At 69.5% G+C, this 22,112-nt stretch carries 24 protein-coding genes; 3 read left to right on the top strand and 21 right to left on the bottom strand.

Annotated features, from left to right (window positions below; all coding sequences use genetic code 11):
• Position 1 precedes the first annotated feature (1 nt).
• The 9 genes from pheS to infC form a co-directional block, all read right to left on the bottom strand.
• Positions 2-1,042: a phenylalanine--tRNA ligase subunit alpha gene (gene pheS, locus AC3WLB_RS10550; RefSeq protein ID WP_492505734.1), complete on the bottom strand. Its 1,041-nt coding sequence runs from the start codon at positions 1,040-1,042 to the stop codon at positions 2-4.
• Between the two features lie 11 nt (positions 1,043-1,053).
• Positions 1,054-1,917: an amino acid ABC transporter permease gene (locus AC3WLB_RS10555; RefSeq protein ID WP_492505736.1), complete on the bottom strand. Its 864-nt coding sequence runs from the start codon at positions 1,915-1,917 to the stop codon at positions 1,054-1,056.
• On the bottom strand, positions 1,914-2,561 hold the full coding sequence (locus AC3WLB_RS10560) for an amino acid ABC transporter permease (RefSeq protein ID WP_492505739.1): 648 nt from the start codon (positions 2,559-2,561) through the stop codon (positions 1,914-1,916). Before AC3WLB_RS10560 ends, AC3WLB_RS10555 begins: the two co-directional genes overlap by 4 nt.
• Positions 2,562-2,628: 67 nt before the next feature.
• The gene (locus AC3WLB_RS10565) at positions 2,629-3,498 is read right to left on the bottom strand and encodes a glutamate ABC transporter substrate-binding protein (RefSeq protein ID WP_022895917.1); all 870 of its coding nucleotides are present in this window, start codon (positions 3,496-3,498) and stop codon (positions 2,629-2,631) included.
• 73 nt (positions 3,499-3,571) lie between these two features.
• A complete protein-coding gene (locus AC3WLB_RS10570; protein WP_492505741.1) occupies positions 3,572-4,351 on the bottom strand; it encodes an amino acid ABC transporter ATP-binding protein in 780 nt (259 codons plus the stop codon).
• 83 nt (positions 4,352-4,434) lie between these two features.
• A complete protein-coding gene (locus tag AC3WLB_RS10575) occupies positions 4,435-5,235 on the bottom strand; it encodes a TrmH family RNA methyltransferase (protein WP_492505743.1) in 801 nt (266 codons plus the stop codon).
• A 46-nt stretch (positions 5,236-5,281) separates the two neighbouring features.
• Entirely contained in the window at positions 5,282-5,668 is a 387-nt protein-coding gene (rplT, locus tag AC3WLB_RS10580) for a 50S ribosomal protein L20 (protein WP_492505745.1), read from the bottom strand.
• A gap of 42 nt (positions 5,669-5,710) precedes the next feature.
• Entirely contained in the window at positions 5,711-5,905 is a 195-nt protein-coding gene (rpmI, locus tag AC3WLB_RS10585) for a 50S ribosomal protein L35 (protein ID WP_022895913.1), read from the bottom strand.
• A 28-nt stretch (positions 5,906-5,933) separates the two neighbouring features.
• Complete coding sequence (gene infC, locus AC3WLB_RS10590) at positions 5,934-6,566, bottom strand: translation initiation factor IF-3 (protein ID WP_083890205.1); 633 nt, start codon at positions 6,564-6,566, stop codon at positions 5,934-5,936.
• Between the two features lie 268 nt (positions 6,567-6,834).
• On the opposite strand from infC, the gene AC3WLB_RS10595 reads away from it, so the two are divergent.
• Positions 6,835-7,173, top strand: a complete 339-nt coding sequence (locus AC3WLB_RS10595) for a DUF1844 domain-containing protein (protein ID WP_022897554.1) — start codon at positions 6,835-6,837, stop codon at positions 7,171-7,173.
• Here AC3WLB_RS10595 and AC3WLB_RS10600 read toward each other — a convergent pair.
• Genes AC3WLB_RS10600 through AC3WLB_RS10625 form a run of 6 tightly spaced genes read right to left on the bottom strand, consistent with a single transcriptional unit; the run spans position 7,166 to position 11,501 of the window.
• The gene (locus AC3WLB_RS10600; protein ID WP_492505748.1) at positions 7,166-7,960 is read right to left on the bottom strand and encodes an SseB family protein; all 795 of its coding nucleotides are present in this window, start codon (positions 7,958-7,960) and stop codon (positions 7,166-7,168) included. The two genes, AC3WLB_RS10595 and AC3WLB_RS10600, sit on opposite strands and share 8 nt — an antisense overlap.
• Positions 7,944-8,690, bottom strand: a complete 747-nt coding sequence (gene priA, locus AC3WLB_RS10605; RefSeq protein WP_031283624.1) for a bifunctional 1-(5-phosphoribosyl)-5-((5-phosphoribosylamino)methylideneamino)imidazole-4-carboxamide isomerase/phosphoribosylanthranilate isomerase PriA — start codon at positions 8,688-8,690, stop codon at positions 7,944-7,946. The genes AC3WLB_RS10600 and priA overlap by 17 nt, the downstream gene beginning before the upstream one ends.
• A 46-nt stretch (positions 8,691-8,736) precedes the next feature.
• Complete coding sequence (gene hisH, locus AC3WLB_RS10610; RefSeq protein ID WP_492505750.1) at positions 8,737-9,366, bottom strand: imidazole glycerol phosphate synthase subunit HisH; 630 nt, start codon at positions 9,364-9,366, stop codon at positions 8,737-8,739.
• Positions 9,363-9,968: an imidazoleglycerol-phosphate dehydratase HisB gene (hisB, locus tag AC3WLB_RS10615; protein ID WP_492505752.1), complete on the bottom strand. Its 606-nt coding sequence runs from the start codon at positions 9,966-9,968 to the stop codon at positions 9,363-9,365. Before hisB ends, hisH begins: the two co-directional genes overlap by 4 nt.
• Positions 9,969-9,978: 10 nt before the next feature.
• A complete protein-coding gene (locus AC3WLB_RS10620; RefSeq protein ID WP_492505754.1) occupies positions 9,979-11,094 on the bottom strand; it encodes a histidinol-phosphate transaminase in 1,116 nt (371 codons plus the stop codon).
• 53 nt (positions 11,095-11,147) lie between these two features.
• Entirely contained in the window at positions 11,148-11,501 is a 354-nt protein-coding gene (locus AC3WLB_RS10625) for a LysM peptidoglycan-binding domain-containing protein (RefSeq protein ID WP_492505756.1), read from the bottom strand.
• Between the two features lie 213 nt (positions 11,502-11,714).
• Between AC3WLB_RS10625 and lexA the strand changes: the two genes are divergently transcribed.
• A complete protein-coding gene (lexA, locus tag AC3WLB_RS10630; protein ID WP_492505758.1) occupies positions 11,715-12,389 on the top strand; it encodes a transcriptional repressor LexA in 675 nt (224 codons plus the stop codon).
• A gap of 85 nt (positions 12,390-12,474) precedes the next feature.
• On the opposite strand, the gene metE is transcribed toward lexA, so the two are convergent.
• The 3 genes from metE to hflX all read right to left on the bottom strand — a co-directional run bounded on the left by metE (position 12,475) and on the right by hflX (position 17,639).
• Positions 12,475-14,811 carry a 5-methyltetrahydropteroyltriglutamate--homocysteine S-methyltransferase gene (metE, locus tag AC3WLB_RS10635; RefSeq protein WP_492505760.1) on the bottom strand — a complete coding sequence of 779 codons (2,337 nt, stop codon included), beginning with the start codon at positions 14,809-14,811 and terminating at the stop codon, positions 12,475-12,477.
• Positions 14,808-15,827, bottom strand: a complete 1,020-nt coding sequence (locus tag AC3WLB_RS10640; RefSeq protein ID WP_492505762.1) for a methylenetetrahydrofolate reductase — start codon at positions 15,825-15,827, stop codon at positions 14,808-14,810. Before AC3WLB_RS10640 ends, metE begins: the two co-directional genes overlap by 4 nt.
• Before the next feature lie 273 nt (positions 15,828-16,100).
• Positions 16,101-17,639, bottom strand: a complete 1,539-nt coding sequence (gene hflX, locus AC3WLB_RS10645; protein ID WP_492506199.1) for a GTPase HflX — start codon at positions 17,637-17,639, stop codon at positions 16,101-16,103.
• 40 nt (positions 17,640-17,679) lie between these two features.
• Between hflX and AC3WLB_RS10650 the strand changes: the two genes are divergently transcribed.
• Entirely contained in the window at positions 17,680-18,285 is a 606-nt protein-coding gene (locus AC3WLB_RS10650) for a class I SAM-dependent methyltransferase (protein WP_492505764.1), read from the top strand.
• Here the strand turns inward: AC3WLB_RS10650 and dapF are convergent.
• The 3 genes from dapF to miaB all read right to left on the bottom strand — a co-directional run bounded on the left by dapF (position 18,282) and on the right by miaB (position 22,067).
• Positions 18,282-19,160 carry a diaminopimelate epimerase gene (gene dapF, locus AC3WLB_RS10655; RefSeq protein ID WP_492505766.1) on the bottom strand — a complete coding sequence of 293 codons (879 nt, stop codon included), beginning with the start codon at positions 19,158-19,160 and terminating at the stop codon, positions 18,282-18,284. The genes AC3WLB_RS10650 and dapF overlap by 4 nt on opposite strands.
• Positions 19,161-19,253: 93 nt before the next feature.
• Positions 19,254-20,414 (bottom strand): tRNA (adenosine(37)-N6)-dimethylallyltransferase MiaA, encoded by a 1,161-nt coding sequence (miaA, locus tag AC3WLB_RS10660; protein ID WP_492505768.1) that lies wholly within the window; start codon positions 20,412-20,414, stop codon positions 19,254-19,256.
• A 3-nt stretch (positions 20,415-20,417) separates the two neighbouring features.
• Positions 20,418-22,067 (bottom strand): tRNA (N6-isopentenyl adenosine(37)-C2)-methylthiotransferase MiaB, encoded by a 1,650-nt coding sequence (miaB, locus tag AC3WLB_RS10665; protein WP_492505770.1) that lies wholly within the window; start codon positions 22,065-22,067, stop codon positions 20,418-20,420.
• Positions 22,068-22,112: the final 45 nt, after the last annotated feature.

Consider the following 22,112-nt stretch of genomic DNA (forward strand, 5'->3'; position numbering starts at 1 on the left):
ACTAGACCACCATTCCGAATTGCTGGGAGAACCGCACGTCGCCCTCGACCATGTCGCGCATGTCGTTGAGGTCGTTGCGGAATTGCAGGGTGCGCTCGATGCCCATGCCGAAGGCGAAGCCCGAGTACTCATCGGGGTCGATGCCGGCCGAGCGCAGCACGTTCGGGTTGACCATGCCGCAGCCGCCCCACTCCACCCAGCGGGCGCCGCCCTTGGCGTTCGGCTGCCAGACGTCCATCTCGGCGCTGGGCTCGGTGAACGGGAAGTAGTTCGGGCGCAGGCGGATCTTCGCCTCCTCGCCGAACATCTGGCGCGCGAAGTGCTCGAGGGTGCCGCGCAGGTGCGCCATGGTCAGGCCCTTGTCGATGGCGATGCCCTCGACCTGGCTGAAGACGGGCGTGTGCGTTGCGTCGAGCTCGTCGGTGCGGTAGACGCGGCCGGGAGCGATGACGTAGACCGGGAGGTCGCGCTCGAGGAGCGACCGCACCTGCACGGGGCTCGTGTGTGTGCGCAGCACGAGGTGCGACTCGGGCGGGTCGATGAAGAAGGTGTCCTGCATGGCACGGGCCGGGTGGTCGGCGTCGAAGTTGAGGGCGTCGAAGTTGAACCACTCGCTTTCGACCTCGGGGCCTTCGGCCACCTCCCAGCCCATGCCCACGAAGATGTCGGCGATGCGATCCTGGAGGAGGGAGAGCGGATGGCGGGCGCCGATGCGACGTCGGCTGGCGACCGCCGTGACGTCTACCGCCTCGTCGGCGAGACGCCGGGCCTCCTCGAGCGCCACGACCTCGGTCTCACGAGTCGCGATCGCCTGGTTCACCCGGGCGCGGGCCTGACCGACGAGCTTGCCCGCGGCGGCCTTCTGATCGCCGGGCAGGCTCTTGATGGCCGCGTTGAAGCCGGCCAGCGGCGAGTGCTCGCCGGCGTGCTCGGTGCGCACGGCGCGAAGGCCCGCGGAATCGGTGGCGTCGGCGAGGGCCGCGAGCGCCGCGTCGACCGCGTCGCTCACCGCCTGCTCGGTGATGGCGATGGGTTCAGACACGAGTACCGAGTTTACTCGGTGGTGGCGTCCTCCGGGTCGGGCGCGCCCGCCAGCGACTTACGGGGCCGGCGCTGCCGGGCGAGGCGTCGGGCGACGGCGGAGAGCGACAGGTTCACCGCGAGATAGATCACCAGGGTCACGACGAAGAGCGAGAACAGGTAGCGGTTGCCGTAGAAGCTCGCCAGGTTGTTCATCGTGGTGCGGATGAGTTCGGGGTAGCCGACGATGTAGCCGAGGCTGGTGTCTTTCAGCAGCACGACGAGCTGGGCCACGATCACCGGGAGCATCTGCCGGAAGGCCTGCGGGAACTCGACCGAGAACTTCGTCTGCAACGGGGTGAGGCCGAGGCTGAGCCCGGCCTCCCGCTGCCCTCGGGGCAGCGAGACCAGCCCGGCCCGGAGTGCTTCGCCGATGATCGCCCCGTTGTAGACGCCGAGGGCGATGACGACGGCCCAGAAGGCGCCGGTGGAGGCCGCCAGCAGGATGAAGAGCATCATGAGCAGCACCGGCATGCCGCGCAGGAACTCCTGCACCACGATGGTGGGCACCCGGATGGCGGCGTGCGCCGAGGTGCGCAGCACGGCGAAGAGCACGCCGAGCACCAGCGCGATCACGGCACCCGCCGCGGCCGCCTGGAGGGTGTTCAGCAGACCCCGGCCGATGAAGCCCCAGACCGCGGGGTCGGCGAAGATGTCCCACCGGCTCGGCGCGAAGTACCCCGGCAGCTTCAGACCCGACGACTCGCGCGGTTGAGCCAGCGTGAACGCGATCCAGACGACCCCCGCGATGAGGAGCGCGAGCACGATCAGCGACGCGATGAGCGAGCGTCGACGGGTCTTGGGGCCTGGGGCGTCGAAGAGAACGGACGCACTCATCGCTGCACCGCCAATCGTCGTTCGAGCCGCCCCGACAGGATGCCGAGCGGGATGGTGATCACGAGGTAGAAGGCCGCGATGGCGAGCAGGATGGCGATGACCGCGTTGCCGTTGGCGTTCGTGAGCTCCTTGGCCACCGTGAACAGTTCGACCACGAAGAACCCGCCGGCCACCGAGGTGTTCTTCGTGAGCGCGATCAGCACGTTGATGAGCGGCGGGATGACCATGCGGAACGCCTGCGGGAAGATGATGAGCGTGACCGACTGCCCGAAGCCGAGGCCGAGACTGCGCGCGGCCTCGGCCTGACCGACCGGCACCCCGTTGATGCCCGAGCGGAGTGCCTCGGCCACGAACGGCGAGGTGTACAGCGTGAGCCCGATGATGGCGCAGGCCAGGTAGGGCTGATTCGACCCGAGGTAGGGCAGGATGACGGCGCAGAAGAACAGCACCAGGGTGAGCGGTGTGTTGCGCAGCACCTCGGTGTAGACGGCTGCGAAGCCGTTCAGCGAGGGCACCGGCGCGATGCGCATGGCCGCCACCACGGTGCCGAGCACGAGCGCGCCCGTGCCCGACACCACGAGCAACAGCAAGGTCATGCTGAAGCCGTCGAGGAACCGGGGCAGGTTCTCGATGATGGCGTTCATCCGTCTCCGTTCACACGCGGCGCGTCAGTGTTCGTGACTCAGCGCCGGATCGTCAGTGCTGGTTCGCTCAGTACCGGTCGACCGCGGGCGGGTCGACGAACTCCAGCACCTGACCGGCCGTGTCGTCCCACGCCTTCTGGTAGCTGCCGTCGTCGTACGACTCCTCGAGCACGTCGTTGATGTAGTCGCGGAACTCGGTGTCATCGAGCGCGAGGCCGATGCCGTAGGGCTCATCGGTGAAGGGCTTGCCGACCACCTTGAACTCGCCCTCGTTCTGCGCGGCGAGACCGGCGAGGATGACGTTGTCGGTCGACACCGCGACGACCTGACCGCTGCGCAGCGGCTCGAGGCAGTTGGTGTAGGTGTCGGTGAGCAGCGGCTCGGCGCCGAGCTCGGCGAGCTTGGCGGCGGGCGTCGACCCGGTGACGGAGCAGACGGGCTTGCCCACCAGGTCGTCCTCGGTCTTGATGTCGTCGTTGTCGGCCTTCACCAGGATGGACTGACCGGCCATGTAGTAGGGCCCGGCGAACGAGACCACCTCTTTGCGCTTGTCGTTGATGGTGTAGGTGGCGACGACGAGGTCGACCTCGCCGTTCTGGATGAACGGCTCACGGTTGGCCGAGACGGCCTCCTTCCAGACGATCTTGTCCTCGGGGATGCCGAGGCTGCCCGCGATGATCTTGCCGATCTCGATGTCGAAACCGACGGGCACGTTGTCCGGGCCCATCAGGCCGAACAGCGGCTGATCGAACTTGGTGCCGATGGTGATGGTGCCCGCGTCGGCGAGCTTCTGCATGGTGGAGCCGGCCGCGAACGAGGGCGCGGGCTCGGGGGTGGTCGCGGCGTCGTCGGCAGGGTCGGTGGACCCCGCGCAGGCGGACAGCGCCAGCGCGGTGGCGGCGGCGAGTGCGATGAACGTGAGCTTCGTGTGCCTCATGGTTCGTACCTCTCTTGAGTGCTGTGTGTTCTTCCGTGGGTGGTGCTGCGGCGGATGGCACCCGCCTGCTCGCCTAGTGGGCGAGGATCTTGGAGAGGAAGTCTTTCGCCCGCGCCGAACGCGGGTTGCCGAAGAACTCCTCAGGGGCGGCCTCTTCTTCGATGCGGCCGTCGGCCATGAAGACGACCCGGTCGGCCGCCTTGCGCGCGAAGCCCATCTCATGGGTGACGACCACCATCGTCATGCCGTCTTTCGCCAGCCCGACCATGACGTCGAGCACCTCGTTGATCATCTCCGGGTCGAGCGCGCTGGTCGGCTCGTCGAGCAGGATGAGCTTCGGCTCCATGGCGAGCGAGCGAGCGATGGCCACCCGCTGCTGCTGGCCGCCGGAGAGCTGCGCGGGGAGCTTCTGCGCCTGGTTCGCCACGCCCACGCGTTCGAGCAGCGCCATGCCGCGCTCCTCGGCCACCTTCTTCGAGAGCTTGCGCACCTTCATCGGCGCGAGCGTGACGTTCTCGAGCACCGTCTTGTGCGCGAAGAGGTTGAACGACTGGAACACCATGCCGACGTCGGCCCGCAGGGTTGCGAGTTCCCGGCCCTCGCTCGGCAGCGCCCGGCCGTCGATGGAGATGGTGCCCGAGTCGATGGTCTCCAGCCGGTTGATGGCGCGGCACAGGGTCGACTTGCCGGAGCCCGACGGGCCGATGACGACCACCACTTCGCCGCGGGCGACGGTGGTGGTGATGTCTTTCAGAACGTGGAGGTCGCCGAAGTGCTTGTCGACGTGGTCGATGACGACGAGGGGCTCGCCGACACCCCGTACCCCTCGAACGGGGGTGGTTTGCGGGTCCATGCAACCACCCAAGCACACCCGTTCGGGGGACAGCAATGAGTAATTGTGTACCGTGATCGAAGCGAGACCCGCCCGAGGAGCGGTCAGGAACGGAGCGCGAAGGCGCTCTCGTAGAGGCAGACCGATGCTGCGGTGGCGAGGTTCAGGGACTCCGCCTGGCCGAAGATCGGCAACGACACCGCCCGGTCGACCACGGTGAGGTACTCGTCAGGCAGCCCGCGCGCCTCGTTGCCGAATACCCACGCCGTGGGCTCGGCGAGAAGGCCCGCCGTTCGGACGTCGAGCAGATCGTCGCCTTTGATGTCGGCGGCGAGCGTCTGCAGGCCGGCAGCGCGAGCGCGCTCGACCACGTCGGTGAGGGTCGCGTCGACCGCGACCGGGAGGTGGAAGAGCGAGCCCGTCGTCGAGCGCACCACCTTGGGGTTGTAGAGGTCGACCGAGCGGCCGGTGAGGATGACCGCATCCGCACCCGCCGCATCCGCCGCACGGATGATCGTGCCGGCGTTGCCCGGATCGCGGACCTCCTCGAGCACGGCGACGAGGCGCGGCTTCGCGGCGAAGATGTCTTTCAGCGCGGTCGGGAACTGGCGGCAGACCGCCACGAAGCCCTGAGGCGTGACCGTGTCGGCCATGGTGTCGAGCACCTGCTCGGTGACGAACTGCACGTCGACCCGGGCGTCGGCGGCGGCGTGTGCGATCTCGGCGTAGCGCTCGAGAGCTGTGGGCGTGGCGTACAGCTCCACGAGCAACTGCGGGCCGTAGACGAGAGCTTCGGCCACGGCCTGCGGGCCCTCCAAGAGAAAGAGCCCGGTCTCGGACCGGGCTCCCTTCTTGGCGAGTTTCGCCACTGCCCGAACGCGCGGTGATCGCGGGTTGTCCAGCATGTGGCTCGCTCTCTGTTCTCTTGTGATGCTTCTGCTGAAGTCCCGGTTACGCGGCGGTCTTCGGCGCCGACGTGTCGGCCGGCAGCGCGCTCCGCGCACTCTCGACCAGGGCCGCGAAGGTGGCGGGCTCGTTGACCGCGAGCTCAGCGAGGATGCGACGGTCGACCTCGATGCCGGCCAGGGCGAGACCCTGGATGAACCGGTTGTAGGTCAGGCCGTTCTGACGCGACGCAGCGTTGATGCGCTGGATCCAGAGCCGACGGAAGTCGCCCTTGCGCGCACGGCGGTCACGGTAGGAGTAGACGAGGGAGTGGGTGACCTGCTCCTTGGCCTTGCGGTACAGGCGCGACCGCTGACCGCGGTAGCCCTCGGCGCGCTCGAGGATGACCCGGCGCTTCTTGTGGGCGTTGACGGCCCTCTTCACTCTTGCCATTGTTCTTTTCCTTCTGGTCTCGGTCGGCGGTGCAGTCGGGGACTACAGGCCGAGAAGCTTCTTGGCGACCTTGGTGTCGGCCTTGGACAGCAGCTGGTCCTGGTTCAGGCGAGCCTTGCGCCCCGGGGCCTTGACCTCCAGGTTGTGGCGCATTCCGGCCTGCTGCTTCATGATCTTGCCGCTGCCGGTGACCTTGAAACGCTTCTTGGACCCGGAGTGGGTCTTCTGCTTGGGCATGGGGTTCTCCTTGTGTGTTCGGGCGTGGTTACTCGGCCGCGTCGGCCGGAGTTGCGGATGCAGCCGGAGTGGCCGGTGCAGCCGGAGCTTGTTCGTGGTTGCGGGCCCGCGAGGCGTCGCGCTTCGCGTTCTGCTCGGCCTTGGCCTCGGACTTGTTCTTCAGCGGGCCGATGACCATGACCATGTTGCGGCCATCGATGGTGGGGCTCGACTCGACGGTGCCGAACTCGGCGACGTCTTCGGCGAAGCGCTGCAGCAGGCGCACGCCCTGGTCGGGGCGCGACTGCTCGCGGCCGCGGAACAGGATCATCGCCTTCACCTTGTCGCCGGCCTTCAGGAAGCCCTCGGCGCGCTTGCGCTTGGTCTCGTAGTCGTGCACGTCGATCTTCAGGCGGAACCGGACCTCTTTGAGGATGGTGTTCGCCTGGTTGCGGCGGGCCTCCTTGGCCTTCTGCGCGGCTTCGTACTTGAACTTTCCGTAGTCCATGATCTTCGCGACCGGAGGCTTGGAATTGGGCGCGACCTCCACGAGGTCGAGATCTGCTTCCTGGGCAAGACGAAGCGCGACGTCGATGCTGACGACGCCGACCTGCTCGCCACCGGGGCCCACGAGGCGGACCTCGGGGACTCGGATACGGTCGTTGGTACGGGGATCGCTGATGCGTTACTCCTTAGTTTCGTGTCTGTTCACGAATGCAGGAGGACCCTCCGGATGCGCGCACAACAACTGTGCGGCACCACACCCTGACTCTGTGCCTTCTGTGTCGGCCGAAGGCCGAACCATAAACACAGGGAGTGCAATCGACCCGGTAACCTAGTGAAGCGGTATGCGCGGGTGGGAGATTCTCCACTTTCGTGCTGAGACCGTCAGGTCCCAGAGCCTCAGAGAGTCTAGCAGACACTCGCCGATACAGTAAGGATGTCTCGCCATGAGCGATTTCGACCAGAGCGAGGCCGTGCGGGACATCGCCGAGGTGCCGGCCATCGAGGTCATCACCACGACCGCCGTGCACCTGATGAGCGCGGCCGCGGTGAAGTGCGGCCTCTCCGACGACCCCGATGTCGAGACCGACCTCGATGAGGCGCGCAAGCTCATCACCGCCTTGGCCGGGCTGGTCACCGCATCCGCCCCCTTCCTCGGCGACCAGCACGCCCGCAGCCTCCGCGACGGGCTGCGTTCGTTGCAGCTGGCGTTCCGGGAGGCGTCGCCCATTCAGGACCCGATCGGCGAGGGGCCGGGCGAGAAGTACACCGGGCCGGTCAGCTGACCGCGGTCAGCTTCAGACCCACCGAGTCGACGCGTTCGGCGATCGTGCTGTCCTGAGCCCACGCCTCCTGCAGCCTCGCGACCAGGGCAGTGAGCCGTGCCTGATCGAGACCCGGGACGAGGGCGAGGACGACGACGACGTCGCGGCCGGTGAGCCGGGCATCCGGATCGCCGGGAATCAGGCGTACGCCGGCGACGGCCGGTTCGCTCACCACGGATCGCTCGAACGCGGCGGCGACCTCGTGGTCGTCGGTCGCGGGCTGCCACGGCAGGTCTTGGGCGATCGCCCACACGGCGGGGCGGCGCAGCGCGAACTCGGTCGGTGAGCCGGGGTCGAGCACGATCAGCTCGGTGTCCTCCGCCGCGGCGGCGAGGGCTGCCCGCCGGGCGGCCACCGGGATGGGGCGGGCCTTCGGGTTCCACGCGGCCAGCGCAGCCACCGAGGTGAAGGCGGGCAGCACCCGCCGCCCGTCGGGCCCGGCGACCGTCACCAGGGAGAGTTCCTGGGTCTTGTCGACCCGCAGGCCCGCATCCGTCACCCCCTCCTCGCCCGCATGGGCGACCAGGGGCACGAGCAGCCGCACGCCGCGGAGCGCGTCGACCACCCCGGCCGCACCGAGTTCACCCGCTCGGAAGCGCGTGATCGCCGTGATCAGCTCCTCGGGTGCGCTCCCGTCGTCGTTCTCCGACCCGTGCGACTCGAAGTGACGCCCGCGCCAGGGCTGTCCGGCCGAGTCGGCGAGGCCACCCGGCCCCGCGGCGTGGTCGTGCTCAGTCAGACGCCACATCCAGGGCTTCGGCCAGGGTGAATGCGCCCGCGTAGAGCGCGCGGCCCACGATGGCGCCTTCGAGGCCGAGGGGAACCAGGGCGCGGAGCTCGGCGATGTCGTCGAGGCTCGAGATGCCGCCCGAGGCGATGACGGGCCGCGAGGTGCGCTCCATCACCTGGCGCAGCAGGTCGACGTTCGGACCCTTCAGCGTGCCGTCCTTCGTGACGTCGGTCACGACGTAGCGGGCGCAACCGGCCTCCTCGAGGCGGTCCATGACCTGCCAGAGGTCTCCGCCGTCCTGCGTCCAGCCCCGGGCGGCCAGAGTGGTGCCCCGCACGTCGAGGCCCACAGCGATGGCGTCGCCGTACTGCGCGATGACGTGGGCCGCCCACTCGGGGTTCTCGAGCGCGGCGGTGCCCAGGTTGATGCGCTTCGCGCCCGACTCGAGGGCCGTCTCGAGGCTGGCGTCGTCGCGGATGCCGCCCGACACCTCCACGTTCACACCGCGCGCCTGGCGGATGACCTTCTTGATCACGCCGAGGTTGCTGCCACGGCCGAAGGCGGCGTCGAGGTCGACGAGGTGGATCCACTCGGCGCCCTGCGCGATCCAGTCCGCCGCGGCATCGACCGGGTCGCCGTGGTTGGTCTCGGTGCCGGCCTTGCCCTGCGTGAGCCGCACGGCCTTGCCGTCGGCGACGTCGACGGCCGGCAGCAGCACGAGACCGGGCGCTTTGTTGAACTCGCTCATCATTCCTCGATCGGTGGGGAAGCGGGCCGAAAGGCCCCCAGAAAACCTACCGCAGCGTGCCGATCCAGTTCGCCATCAGCCGGATGCCGGCGTCGCCGGACTTCTCCGGGTGGAACTGGGTGGCCGACAGCGGCCCGTTCTCGACCGCGGCGACGAACCGCGAACCGTGCTCGGCCCAGGTCACGAGCGGCGGACGGTGCGTCTTGTCGGGGGTGAGCTCCCACTCCTGCGCGGCGTAGGAGTGCACGAAGTAGAAGCGCTCGTCGCGGATGCCCGCGAACAGCACCGAGTCGGCCGGCGCATCCACCGTGTTCCAGCCCATGTGCGGCACCACCTCGGCGTCGAGCCGTTCCACGGTGCCCGGCCACTCGCCGAGACCTTCGGTGTCGACGCCGCGCTCGATCCCGTCGGCGAACATCACCTGCATGCCGACGCAGATGCCGAGCACGGGCCGGCCGCCGGCCAGTCGCCGGTCGATGATCTCGCCGCCGCGCACGGCGTTCAGCTGCTCCATCACGGCACTGAACGCGCCGACGCCGGGCACGACGAGACCGTCGGCCTCCATCGCGGCCTGGCGGTCGGCGGTGACCGTGACATCGGCCCCGGCGCGTTCGAGCGCTTTGGCGGCCGAGTGGATGTTGCCGCTGCCGTAGTCGAGCACCACGACCTTCGTCACAGCGCGCCCTTCGTCGAGGGCACGCCGGACACCAGCGGGTCGAGCGCCTTGGCCTGACGGAACGCGCGGGCGAACGCCTTGAACTCCGCCTCCGCGATGTGGTGCGCGTCGCGGCCCCCGAGCACGGTGACGTGCACCGTCAACCCGGCGTTGAACGCGATTGCCTCGAAGACGTGCCGCACCATCGACCCCGTGAAGTGGCCGCCGATCAGGTGGAACTCGAAACCGGCGGGCTCGCCGGTGTGAACGAGGAACGGCCGGCCGGAGATGTCGACGACGGCCTGGACGAGCGCTTCGTCGAGCGGCACGAGCGCGTCGCCGAAGCGCGAGATGCCCGACTTGTCGCCGAGCGCCTGGCGGATGGCCTGACCGAGCACGATCCCGGTGTCTTCGACGGTGTGGTGCACGTCGATGTGGGTGTCGCCCGTGGCCCGTACGGTGAGGTCGGTGAGCGAGTGCTTCGCGAACGCCGTGAGCAGGTGATCGAAGAACGGCACCGAGGTCTGGATGTCGGCCACGCCGGTTCCGTCGAGGTCGAGGGTGAGATCGATCGACGACTCGCTCGTCTCCCGCTGGAGGTGGGCGGTGCGGGGTTCTGTCATGGTCTCGATCCTACCGAGCAGCCGGTTGCGCCGACTCGCGGGCAGCGGCACCGGCGGTCAGCTCGCGCATGGCCTCGAGGAAGGCGGTGGTCTCGGCCGCGGTTCCCGCGCTCACCCGCAGGTGGTTCGGGATGCTGAGGTTGCGGATGATGATGCCGCGCTCGATGAGCCGGTCGAAGACCCACTCGGGGTCGTCGACCCCGCCGAAGAGCACGAAGTTCGAGGCGCTCGGCCACGGCTGGTAGCCGAGCTCGGTGAGGCCGGCGACGATGCGATCGCGTTGCCGCTTGATGTCGTCGACCATCGCGAGCATCTCGTCCGCGTGCGCCAGCGCCGCGACGGCGGCCGCCTGCGTGAGGGCCGACAGGTGGTACGGCAGACGGACGAGGCGCAGCGCATCCGTCACCGCCGGGTCGGCGGCCAGGTAGCCCAAGCGCGCACCGGCGAAGGCGAAGGCCTTGCTCATGGTGCGCGAGACGATGAGGCGCGGCCGGCCCTCGAGGAGGGTGAGCGCGGAGGGCTCGTCGGCCGGGGTGAACTCGGCGTAGGCCTCGTCGACCACCACCATGCCCTCGGTCGCGTCGTAGGCGGCGGCGATCGTATCGAGGCCGAGCGCGGTGCCGGTGGGGTTGTTCGGCGAGCAGAAGAAGACGATGTCGGGGCTGGTGCGCTCGATCCAGTCCACCGCGGTGGCGGGCGTGATCTCGAAATCGGCGTCGCGCTCCCCCGCGATCCAGCGGGTGCCGGTGGCCGACGCGATGATGGAGTGCATGGAATAGGTGGGCGGGAAGCCGAGCACCGACCGGCCCGGGCCGCCGAAGGCCATGAGGATCTGCTGCAGCACCTCGTTGGAACCGTTGGCCGCCCAGATGTTCTCACGGATGAGCCCGTTGCCGAGGTACACGGCGAGGGAGTCGCGCAGGGCGGTGAACTCGCGGTCGGGGTAGCGGTTGACCGTGAGCAGCTCGCGCGCGATGGCCTCGATGATGTCGCGGGCGACGTCTTCGGGAATGGGGTGCGTGTTCTCGTTGACGTTGAGCTCGACCGGAAGGTGCAGGTGGGGAGCGCCGTAGGGCTCGAGACCGCGCAGGTCGTCTCGGATGGGCAGCTCGTCGAGGGAAGTCACCCGAAATATTCTACGGGCCCGCGCGCGCCGCCTCCGCGCCCGGTCGATCGGTCTCAGTCGGCGAGGTCGGCCGGGATGGCGATGCGCTGGCCGGGCTGAACCGCCGACTCGTGCAGCTGGTTGAGGCTCATGATTTCGGCGATGACGTCGCGCGGGTCGGCCTCGGGTGCGATGGTCTCGGCGATGCCCCACAGGCTCTGACCGGCCTGCACCGTGAGGTAGTCGAAGTCGGCGGTGCCGGCGCTCCCGGTGGCGATGGCGGAGCCGCCGCTGAACATGGCGAGCAGGCCGAGTACGGCGATGACGGGCAGTGTGATGACCACGGCGAGCACCTTGCGGCCGCGCGCCGTGATGCGCAGGCGCGTGGACGGAGCAGTGGTAACCAGGCGGGGTGCTGCAATGCTCATGATTTCCTCCGGGTACGAAGTTATGTTCCGAATGTATATTCGATTTTCGGTCTCGTCAAGTCGAAATCAAGGCCTGCGTCCGCGACACACTCGAATTCATGTACGTTTCCGAGCAGTTCTCGGATACAGTTTCGATCGACAGGAGAACTCAATCACCAGCCACCGACATTGAGACGGGGCGGGACATCCGGAGCATCCAGAAAGCAGGTAGACGTGGCGAACGACGCGGGCCGCACCCGGCGGCGCAAGAGCCTCAGCGACAAGCAGCTCGCCATCCTCGACGTCATCCAGCGCTCGGTCGTGGCGCGCGGGTACCCGCCGAGCATGCGCGAGATCGGCGACGCCGTCGGGCTCTCCTCACTCTCGAGCGTGACGCACCAGCTGAACCAGCTCGAGCTCAGCGGCTACCTCCGGCGCGACCCGAACCGTCCGCGGGCGATGGAGGTGCTGATCGACATCCCGGGGTCGGATGCGAATCCCGGGCCCGACATCGACTCCGCACCGCCCGTGGGCGACGCGACCCTGGTGCCACTCGTCGGCCGCATCGCGGCGGGCATCCCGATCACCGCAGAGCAGCAGGTCGACGAGGTCTTCCCTCTCCCCCGGCAGCTCGTGGGCAACGGCGACCTGTTCATGCTGAAGGTGGTCGGCGAGTCGATGATCGATGCCGCCATCTGTGACGGCGACTGGGTGGTGGTGCGGCAGCAGGCCACCGCCGAGAACGGCGACATCGTGGCCGCCATGCTCGACGAGGAGGCCACCGTCAAGGTGTTCCGGCAGCGCGACGGCCACACCTGGCTGCTCCCCCGCAACAGCAACTTCGAGCCGATCCTCGGCGACTACGCCACCGTGCTCGGCAAAGTGGTCGCGGTGCTCCGCGCCGTCTGAGCCGCGGGCCCTTCAGAGACGCGAACGTCGCGCCATCCGCGCCGCCAGGGCGGCCGGATGGCGCGACGTTTGCGTTGTCGAGCGACTACGCGGAGGTGGCGACGCGCTCGCGCACGGCGCGGGTGGCGGCCAGCACGTTGCGCAGCGACGCGACCGTCTCGTCGTAGCCGCGGGTCTTGAGCCCGCAGTCGGGGTTCACCCAGACCTGGCGCTCCGGGATTCCGGCGAGCGCCTTCTCCAGGAGTTCGGTGACCTCCTCGACCGAGGGCACGCGCGGCGAGTGGATGTCGTAGACCCCGGGGCCGACGCCGTGGTCGAAGCCGCTCGACTCGATGTCGTGCACGACCTCCATGCGCGAGCGGGCCGCCTCGATGGAGGTCACGTCGGCGTCGAGGTTGCGGATCGCGTCGATCACGACGCCGAACTCCGAGTAACAGAGGTGCGTGTGGATCTGCGTCGCCGCCCCGACCCCCGACGTCGCCAGCTTGAACGCCCCGACCGACCAGTCGAGGTAGGCGGGCTGGTCGCGCTTCTTGAGCGGCAGCAGTTCGCGGAGCGCGGGCTCGTCGACCTGCACGATGCCGATGCCGGCCTCCTCGAGGTCGTGGATCTCGTCCCGGAGAGCGAAGGCGACCTGCCGCGCGGTCTCGCCGAGCGGCTGGTCGTCGCGCACGAACGACCAGGCGAGGATGGTGACCGGGCCGGTGAGCATCCCCTTCACCGGCTTGGCGGTCAGGCTCTGGGTGAACACCGACCAGTCGACCGTGATGGGAGCCGGCCGGGACACGTCACCCCAGAGGATCGAGGGCCGAGTGCAACGGCTGCCGTAGGACTGCACCCAACCGTGCTCGGTCACCGCGAAACCGTCGAGGTGCTCGGCGAAGTACTGCACCATGTCGTTGCGCTCCGGCTCGCCGTGCACCAGCACGTCGAGCCCGATCTCCTCCTGCAGCTGCACCACGCGGCGGATCTCGTCGCGCATCAGTGCCGTGTAGTCCTCCTGCGTGAGCTCGCCCTTCAGCAGGCGGGCGCGGGCGCGACGGATGTCGCCGGTCTGCGGGAACGACCCGATCGTGGTGGTGGGGAGCAGGGGCAGGCCGAGCGCCGCATCCTGAGCCGCGAGGCGGTCGGCGTAGCTGTCGCGGGTGAAGTCGCCACCCGTCAGAGCCGCCTCCCGGGCACGCACCGCTCCGTCGCGCACACCGGGTGCGGCGAGGCGATCGGCGAGCGCCGCGGTCGCCGCCGCGAGCTCGTCCTCGATCGCGACGCGGCCGCCGCTCAGGCCGTGCGCGAGCGTGGCGATCTGCTGCACCTTCTGGTCGGCGAAGGCGAGCCAGGAGACCAGGCGCGGGTCGAGCTTCGACTCGTCGGCGACGTCGTGCGGCAGGTGGAAGAGCGAGGTCGACGACGACACCGACACGTTGAAGGTGAACGCCCCCAGCGCCTCGAGCTTCGCGTAGGCGCCCGCGAGATCGCCGCGCCAGATGTTGTGACCGTCGATCACGCCGCCCACCAGCACGGTCTCGCCGAGGTGGCCGAGCGCGGGGTCGAGGGCATCGGGCAGTTCGCCGCGCACGAGGTCGAGGCCGATCGCCTCGACGCCCGACTCGACGAGCACCGGCAGGGCGTCGTCCAGGCTGTTGTAGGCCGAAGCGACGAAGATCGAGGGCCGCTCACCCGTCGTCAGGGCCGCGTAGGCGGTGCGGAGCGCGTCGAGGGCATCCGCCCGGGGAATGTCGATGCTCTCGCTGACGAGCGCCGACTCGTCGAGCTGCACCCACTCGGCGCCGGCATCGGCGAGTTCTGCCAGCAGCCGCTGGTACACCGGCAGCAGGTCGGCGAGCCGGTCGAGCGGCCGGTACCCCTCCGGCGCGTCGTCGCTCGCCTTGCTGAGGAGGAGGAACGTCACCGGGCCGACGATGGCCGGGCGGGTGAGGTAGCCCTCGGCCTTGGCCTCGAGGAATTCGTCGAGAAGCCGCCGACTCGCGAGCGAGAACCCGGTCTCCGGCCCGATCTCGGGCACGAGGTAGTGGTAGTTCGTGTCGAACCACTTCGTCATCTCGAGCGGCGCCCGCGCGCCCTCGCCGCGGGCGATGGTGAAGTAGCCGGCGAGATCGATGCGGCCCTCCGCATCGACGAGGTCGGCGAACCGAGCCGGCACGGCGCCCACCGTCACCGCTGCGTCGAGCACCTGGTCGTAGTAGGAGAAGCTCTCCGGGATCGACGAGTCGCTCTGCCCGAGCCCCAGCTCGACCAGGCGGGCACGCGTCGCCGAGCGCAGGCTCGCGGCGGTCGCCTCGAGTTCGTCGGCATCGATCGTGCCGGCCCAGAAGGCCTCGACGGCCTTCTTCAGTTCGCGGCGACGGCCGATGCGCGGGTAGCCGAGGATGGTGCCGGCCGGGAAGGAGGTCTGGTTGCTCATGCGTATTCCTTGATCGATGGGGCGGGGAGGAGACCGCACGCCCGCAGGACGGCGAGTGCGGCACGGTGCTGATTGAAGGTGTAGAGGTGCAACGACGGCGCTCCGCCACGGAGCACCGTGCGAGCGAGGTCGGCAGCGTGGTCGACGCCGACGCGGAACCGTGCCTCGTCGTCAGGCGCGCCCTCGAGCGCACGCAGCAGATCGGTCGGCACGTCCTGGCCGGCGAGTTCGGCGATACGCAGCAGCCGTGCTGGTGTGGTCACCGGCATGATGCCCGGAACGATCGGCATGGTCACGCCGCCGGCGCGGGCGCGCTCGACGAAGCCGAGGTAGTCGTCGGCGTGGAAGAAGAGCTGCGTGATGGCGAACTCCGCGCCCGCCACCTGTTTGGCCAGCAGCGCGTCGACGTCGTGGAAGCCCGCCTTGCTCCGCGGATGCCCGTTCGGGAACGCCGCGACCGCCACCTCGAGCCGGCGCCGCCCGTCTTTCACGCGGGTCGCCCCGGGCAGGCCCGGCACCCCTTCTTCGGTGTAGGGCATCCGTTCGGCCTGCACCCGGTGGATCAGCTGCACCAGCTCGCTGGCGCTGTGCAGATCGCCGAGCACCACCTCGCCCGCGGGCGCATCGGCGGGCGGGTCGCCCCGCAAGGCGAGGAAGCTGGTGACCCCGGCCTCGAGGAATTCGCGGATGACCTTCGAGGCCTCCGCGTGCGAATTGCCCACGCAGGTGAGGTGGGCGAGCGGATGCACGTCGGTGTGCTCGAGGATGTAACGGAGCAGTTCGATCGACGTGTCGCGACTCGTACCGTTGGCGCCGTACGTGACCGAGATGTACTGCGGCTGCGCAGCAGCGAGCATCCGCACCGTCTCGCGCACCGCGGCGGCGGCCTGCTCGGAGCGCGGCGGGAAGAGCTCGAACGAGAACGGAACGGCGGCGACGTCGGGACAGTCGGGCTCCGGACAGTCGGCCTCCGGCGCACCGGACCCGGACGGGGTGCGCGAGGCGGATGCGGTCATCGGCGGTGCTCCCTGTGGTCGAGGTCAGTTGACGTCTCGCCGGGAGTGCCGTGGTGCCGAGGCCGCACGCGACCACGGCGCATCCGGAACCATCGCGGTCGAAGGCGCTTCGTGGGCGGGTGCCGGGCTCGGCTGTCGCTCCTCGTGCCCGGGTGGGCAACGATTGCGACGACTCTAACAAGCCACCCCCGCGGGCAACAGGGCTGTGACCGAATGTGACGAGCGGATGCGGCCGGCCGCCTCCGAAGAAGGCCGGCCGGCCGCCGGGGCGGGTCAGCGGTCGACCGCGAACTCCACCAGTCGCTCCTCGAACTCGGGGTTCACGAGCGCGCGCACGTGCGTTCCGTCGGCCTCGTACTCGGTGCTGAGGACCGTGTTCTTCTCGTGCAGCATCGTCACCACGTCGCCCCGCTCGTAGGGGACGAGCAGGTCGACCGGCACGCTCGGCCGTGGCAGGATCGCGTCGATCGCCGCCAGCAGCTCGGCGATGCCCTCGCCGGTGCGTGCCGACACGAAGATGGCGTGCGGTTCGAGGCCGCGCAGCACCAAGCGGTCGTCGGGCGAGACGAGGTCGCTCTTGTTGAACACGACGATCTCCGGGATGTCACGCGCGCCGGCGTCGCCGAGCACGTCGCGCACCGTGGTGATCTGGCTGGCCGGGTCGGGGTGCGATCCGTCGACGACGTGCACCACCACATCCGCGTCGGCGACCTCTTCGAGGGTCGAGCGGAACGCCTCCACCAGTTGGTGCGGCAGCTGCCGCACGAAACCGACCGTGTCGGCCAGCGTGTACGGCCGGCCGTCGGCGGTCGACGCCTTGCGCACCGTGGCGTCGAGGGTCGCGAACAGGGCGTTCTCGACCAGCACGCCCGCGCTCGTCACGCGATTCAGCAGCGACGACTTGCCGGCGTTGGTGTACCCGGCGATCGCGACGCTCGGCACGGCGTTGCGCTTGCGGTTGGCCCGCTTCGCGTCGCGCGCCGGCTTCATCTCCTTGATCTGGCGGCGGAGCTTGGCCATGCGGGTGTGGATGCGGCGGCGGTCGAGCTCGATCTTCGTCTCACCCGGCCCGCGCGAGCCCATTCCGGCGCCCGCGCCACCCACCTGGCCACCGGCCTGGCGGGACATCGACTCACCCCATCCGCGCAGCCGCGGCAGCAGGTACTCGAGCTGCGCGAGCTCGACCTGGGCCTTGCCCTCACGGCTCTTGGCGTGCTGGCTGAAGATGTCGAGGATGACCGCGGTGCGGTCGATCACCTTCACCTTCACCACGTCTTCGAGCGCACGACGCTGGCTCGGGGCGAGCTCGGTGTCGGCGATCACCGTGTCGGCGCCGAGCGAGGCCACGATGGCGCGCAACTCCTCGGCCTTGCCCTTGCCGAAGTAGGTGCTGGGGTCGGGATGTGGCCGGCGCTGCAGCAGCCCGTCGAGCACCACCGCACCCGCCGTCTCGGCGAGCGCGGCGAGTTCGTGCAGCGAGTTCTCGGCGTCGGCGAGCGTGCCCTGCGAGTAGACGCCGATGATCACGACGTTCTCCAGTCGCAACTGCCGGTACTCGACCTCGGTGACGTCGTCGAGCTCCGTCGAGAGCCCGGCGACGCGGCGGAGCGACTGGCGGTCGTCTCGGTCGAACTGGTCGCCGTCGTAGCCGTCACCCGCATCCGTCGCCGTGGTCTCGGGTCGCTGCAGCGCCTGCGCCGCGCCGGTGGCGAAGAGCGAATAGCCGCTCGATCGGGTCTCGGCACGGGACAGCACGCGGGCGACGACGTCGTCGTTCGTGGTCTCGGTGTCAACGGTCTCGTGGTCTGACATTGCGGTCAAGACTAGCCTCCTTGTTTGCTAGATTCCCTCTATGGCTGGCGAGCACTACTTCTCCGCGCACCCGGCGGGAGAACTCTCGCTGCGTGAGATCGACGTCACCCTGGCCGGCGATCGCTACCGCCTGACGACGGCGTCGGGCGTGTTCAGCCCCGAGCGGATCGATACCGGCACCCAGGTGCTGCTGGCGAACGTGCCCACTCCTCCGCCCGGCGGGAATCTGCTGGATCTCGGATGCGGATGGGGGCCGATCGCGCTTTCACTCGCCCTGGAATCACCGCATGCGACGGTGTGGGCGGTCGACGTGAACGAGCGCGCTCTGGATCTGGTTCGTAGAAATGCTCACATGATTGGTCTCGAGAATATCAACGCCTGCCGGCCGGAGGATGTTCCCGAAGGTCTCGGATTCATGACGATCTGGTCGAATCCGCCGATACGGGTGGGCAAGGCGGTGCTGCACTCGATGCTGCAGACGTGGCTGCCCCGGCTCGAGGAAGGCGCGGATGCCTGGCTCGTCGTACAGAAGAACCTCGGGTCGGATTCGCTTCAGCGCTGGCTCGACGCGGAGTTCCCGGGCCTCGCGGTGACGCGTGCCGCCACCAACAAGGGGTTCCGCGTGCTGCGCGTGCGCCGGCGTTAGATCGCCAGGTCGCCCTCGTAGACGAGGTCGGCGGGGCCGGACAGGGCCACGTGCTCGCCGTCTTCCGTGGGGAACATCCGCACCCCGAGCACACCACCCGGAACGGCGACGCTCCAGTTGTTCGGCGCGGCCTCGCCCGCCCAGTAGCGGGTGGCGAGGGCGGCCGCCGCCGCGCCGGTGCCGCAGGACAGCGTCTCACCGCTGCCGCGTTCGTGCACGCGCATCCGGATGTGCCCGACGCCGTCGCGCACGAGCGGTTCGCCCGGTACGACGAACTCGACGTTCGCGCCATCGATCGGCGCCGGCTCGAGGTGCGGGATGAAGGTGAGGTCGGCCTCGTCGAGCTCGTCGTCGTCGGCCAGCGCCACCACCACGTGCGGGTTGCCGAGGTTGATGCCGAGGCCCGGGCGGGCCACCTGCAGGTTCTTAGCGCGCACCAGCGGCTCGCCGCCGTCGAGGCGCCAGCGGCCGAGGTCGACCTGGAAGCCGAGCTTGTTCAGCTGCACGTCGCGCACGCCGCCGCGGGTGCCGATGACGAGGGTCTCGCCGGGCGCGAGGGTGGCGAGACCGTTCTCGATCAGGTAGCGCGTGTAGACCCGGATGCCGTTGCCACACATCTCGGAGAGCGAGCCGTCGGCGTTGTAGTAGTCCATGAACCACTCGGCGGCCGGGTCTTCAGCCAGCGCCGCGGCACCCGCCTCGAGGCTGCGGGAGCGCACGACGCGGAGGATGCCGTCGGCCCCGACGCCGAAGTGGCGGTCGCAGATCGCGGCGATCTGGGTGGGGCTGAGGTCGATCTCGCCGTCGGGGTCGGAGAAGAGCACGAAGTCGTTTCCGGTGCCCTGGCCCTTGGTGAAGTGGAGGTCGGCTGGCATGGGACAAGTCTAGGGGGCGCGCCGCGGGCTCCAGCCCGAGGCAGGGAGCGTCGACCCGTCACAACTGGTTGGTATCCGGCGCGCATACCAACCTCAACTGACGGGTCGGCGTGGGGTGGATCGGGCGAGGGAGGTCGTGGCCTTCGCCGCAGCGGAAGCCAGGGCAGACGGCGCCAGGGCGTCGACGTCGAGGGCGTCGGGGTAGCGCTTGAACCAGCTCACCTGGCGTCGGGCGTAGCGGCGGGTCAGGGCCTGCGCCTCGGCGATGGCCTCGGGCTCGCTCATGATGCCGTCGAGCTGTGCGAGCGCCTGCGCGTACCCGATGGCGCGGGAAGCCGTGGTGCCCTCGCGGAGCCCGGCGGCCTGGAGGGCGTCGGCTTCGGCGACGAGTCCGGCGGCCCACATCCGTTCCACCCGCTGATCGAGCCGGGGCACGAGGGCGGCCCGATCGATGCCGAGCCGGATGATCGTGGTCGGCCGCCAGAACGACGGCACCTCGGGCAGGGTGCCGGTGACCGGTCGTCCCGTCAGTTCGACGACCTCGAGTGCGCGCACGATGCGACGGCCGTTGAACTGGCCGATGGCAGCGGCGGCGGCGGGATCGATCGCCTTCAGGCGGTCGTACAGGGCCCGGGCGCCGAGCTGGTCGAGGTCGGCTTCGAGGCGCGCGCGAAGGGCGTCGTCGCGCGCCGGGAACTGGAAGTCGAAGAGCACCGACGAGACGTAGAGGCCGGAGCCGCCGACCAGAATGGGGGTGCGGCCGCGGGCGAGGATGGCGTCGACCGCGGCGCGCGCATCGCGCTGGTAGGCGGCGACGGAGGCCTCGTCGGTGACGTCGAGCACGTCGAGGAGGTGGTGCGGGATGCCGCGGCGCTCGGCCACGGTGAGTTTGGCCGTGCCGATGTCCATCCCGCGGTAGAGCTGCATGGCGTCGGCGTTGACGACCTCGGCGCCGCCGCCGGCCGCCGCGATCCGCTCGGCGATGTCGAGGGACAGGTCGGACTTGCCGGTGCCGGTCGCCCCGACCACCGCGATGAGTTCCGTGGGGTGGTGTGCATCCGTCGATGCTCGCACGGCAGAGTCGGGGCGGGCCCCGGGGAAACCGGCATCGACGGGGCCGGCGTCCGACATGGCGCTGGGCGCGGAGGAGCCGGGGGTGTGGGCTCTGCCGGTGGCGGCGCCGGCGTTCGTGCGCGCGGCCTCGGGTGACCCGGCGCCGTCGGGGTGGGCGCCGACGGCGTGGGCGTCGGACATGGGCTAGGCGCGGAGGTCGTCGGTGGCGCTGTAAATCGGGGTCGTGGTGACGCGCGGGTCGTCGATGAGGGGCGCGGCGACGGCTGCAGGAACGACGGTCGGGGCACCGACGCGGAGACCGGGGAGGCCGAGCGAGACGCGGCCGGGGGCGGCGGCCGATGCCGAGTCGCCTGCCGGCGTGGGGACGGCGCAGGACGCGGCCTCCGCGCGATCCCAAGCGTCGCCCGCTCGGGTGCGGCGCACGGCGAGCGGGGAACCGTCGCTGTCGGCGATGAGGTGGAACGGCGCGGCCTGCGTGATGGTGACGGTGACGACGTCGCCGGGCCGAGGCCGCGCCGAACCCGCCGGAAGCTCGAAATGCACGAGCCGGCTGTCGCGGGCGCGACCGCTGAGGCGGTGGGTCTCGGTGTCTTTGCGACCCTCGCCGTTGGCCACGACGAGCTCGACCTCGGTGCCTACGAGCTTCTGGTTCTCCTCGAACGAGATGTGCTCCTGCAGCGCCACCAGCCGCTCGTAGCGCTCCTGCACCACCTCGTGCGGCACCTGGTCGGGCAGGGTCGCCGCCGGCGTGCCGGGGCGGATGGAGTACTGGAAGGTGAACGCCGACGCGAACCGCGCCTCCTCCACCACCCGCATCGTCTCGAGGAAGTCCTCCTCGGTCTCCCCGGGGAAGCCCACGATGATGTCGGTCGTGATCGCCGCGTTCGGAATCTTCTCCCGCACCCGGTCGAGGATGCCGAGGAACTTCGCCGAACGGTACGAGCGGCGCATCGCCCGGAGGATGCGATCGGAGCCCGACTGCAGCGGCATGTGCAGTTGCGGCATGACCGAGGGTGTCTCGGCCATCGCGTCGATCACGTCGTCGGTGAACGCCGCCGGGTGCGGGCTCGTGAAGCGGATGCGCTCCAACCCCTCGATGGCACCGGCCGCCCGGAGCAACTTGCCGAACGCGAAGCGGTCGCCGAACTCCACGCCGTAGGAGTTGACGTTCTGGCCGAGCAGCGTGACCTCGATCGCCCCGTCGTCGACCAGCGCCTGCACCTCGGCGAGGACCTCGCCCGGTCGGCGATCCTTCTCCTTGCCGCGGAGCGACGGCACGATGCAGAACGTGCAGGTGTTGTTGCAGCCGACGGAGACCGACACCCAGCCGCTGTAGGTGGAGTCGCGCTTGGTGGGCAGCGTGGACGGGAAGGTCTCGAGCGATTCGAGGATCTCGATCTGCGCCGCGTCGTTGTGCCGTGCCCGCTCGAGGAGGCTGGGCAGCGCCCCCATGTTGTGCGTGCCGAACACGACGTCGACCCAGGGCGCCTTGTCGAGGATGACGTTCTTGTCCTTCTGAGCCAGGCAGCCACCGACCGCGATCTGCATGCCCTCGTGCCGCCGCTTGACCGACGCGAGGTGACCCAGGTTGCCGTAGAGCTTGTTGTCGGCGTTCTCGCGCACCGCGCAGGTATTGATGACCACGACATCGGGCTCGACACCGTCGGCACGCACGTAGCCGGCCGCTTCGAGCGATCCGCTGAGACGCTCGGAGTCGTGCACGTTCATCTGGCACCCGTAGGTGCGCACCTCGTAGGTGCGAACCCGGCCCGCGGCATCACGCGACGCATCCGACATCCCGATGACGGTGGGGGCTTCGCTGACAGTGCTCATGATCGCACCAGTCTACGAAACTTACGCGGGGAAACCTGCGCGAGC

Source organism: Herbiconiux sp. FW305-C-125 (genome assembly GCF_058783455.1).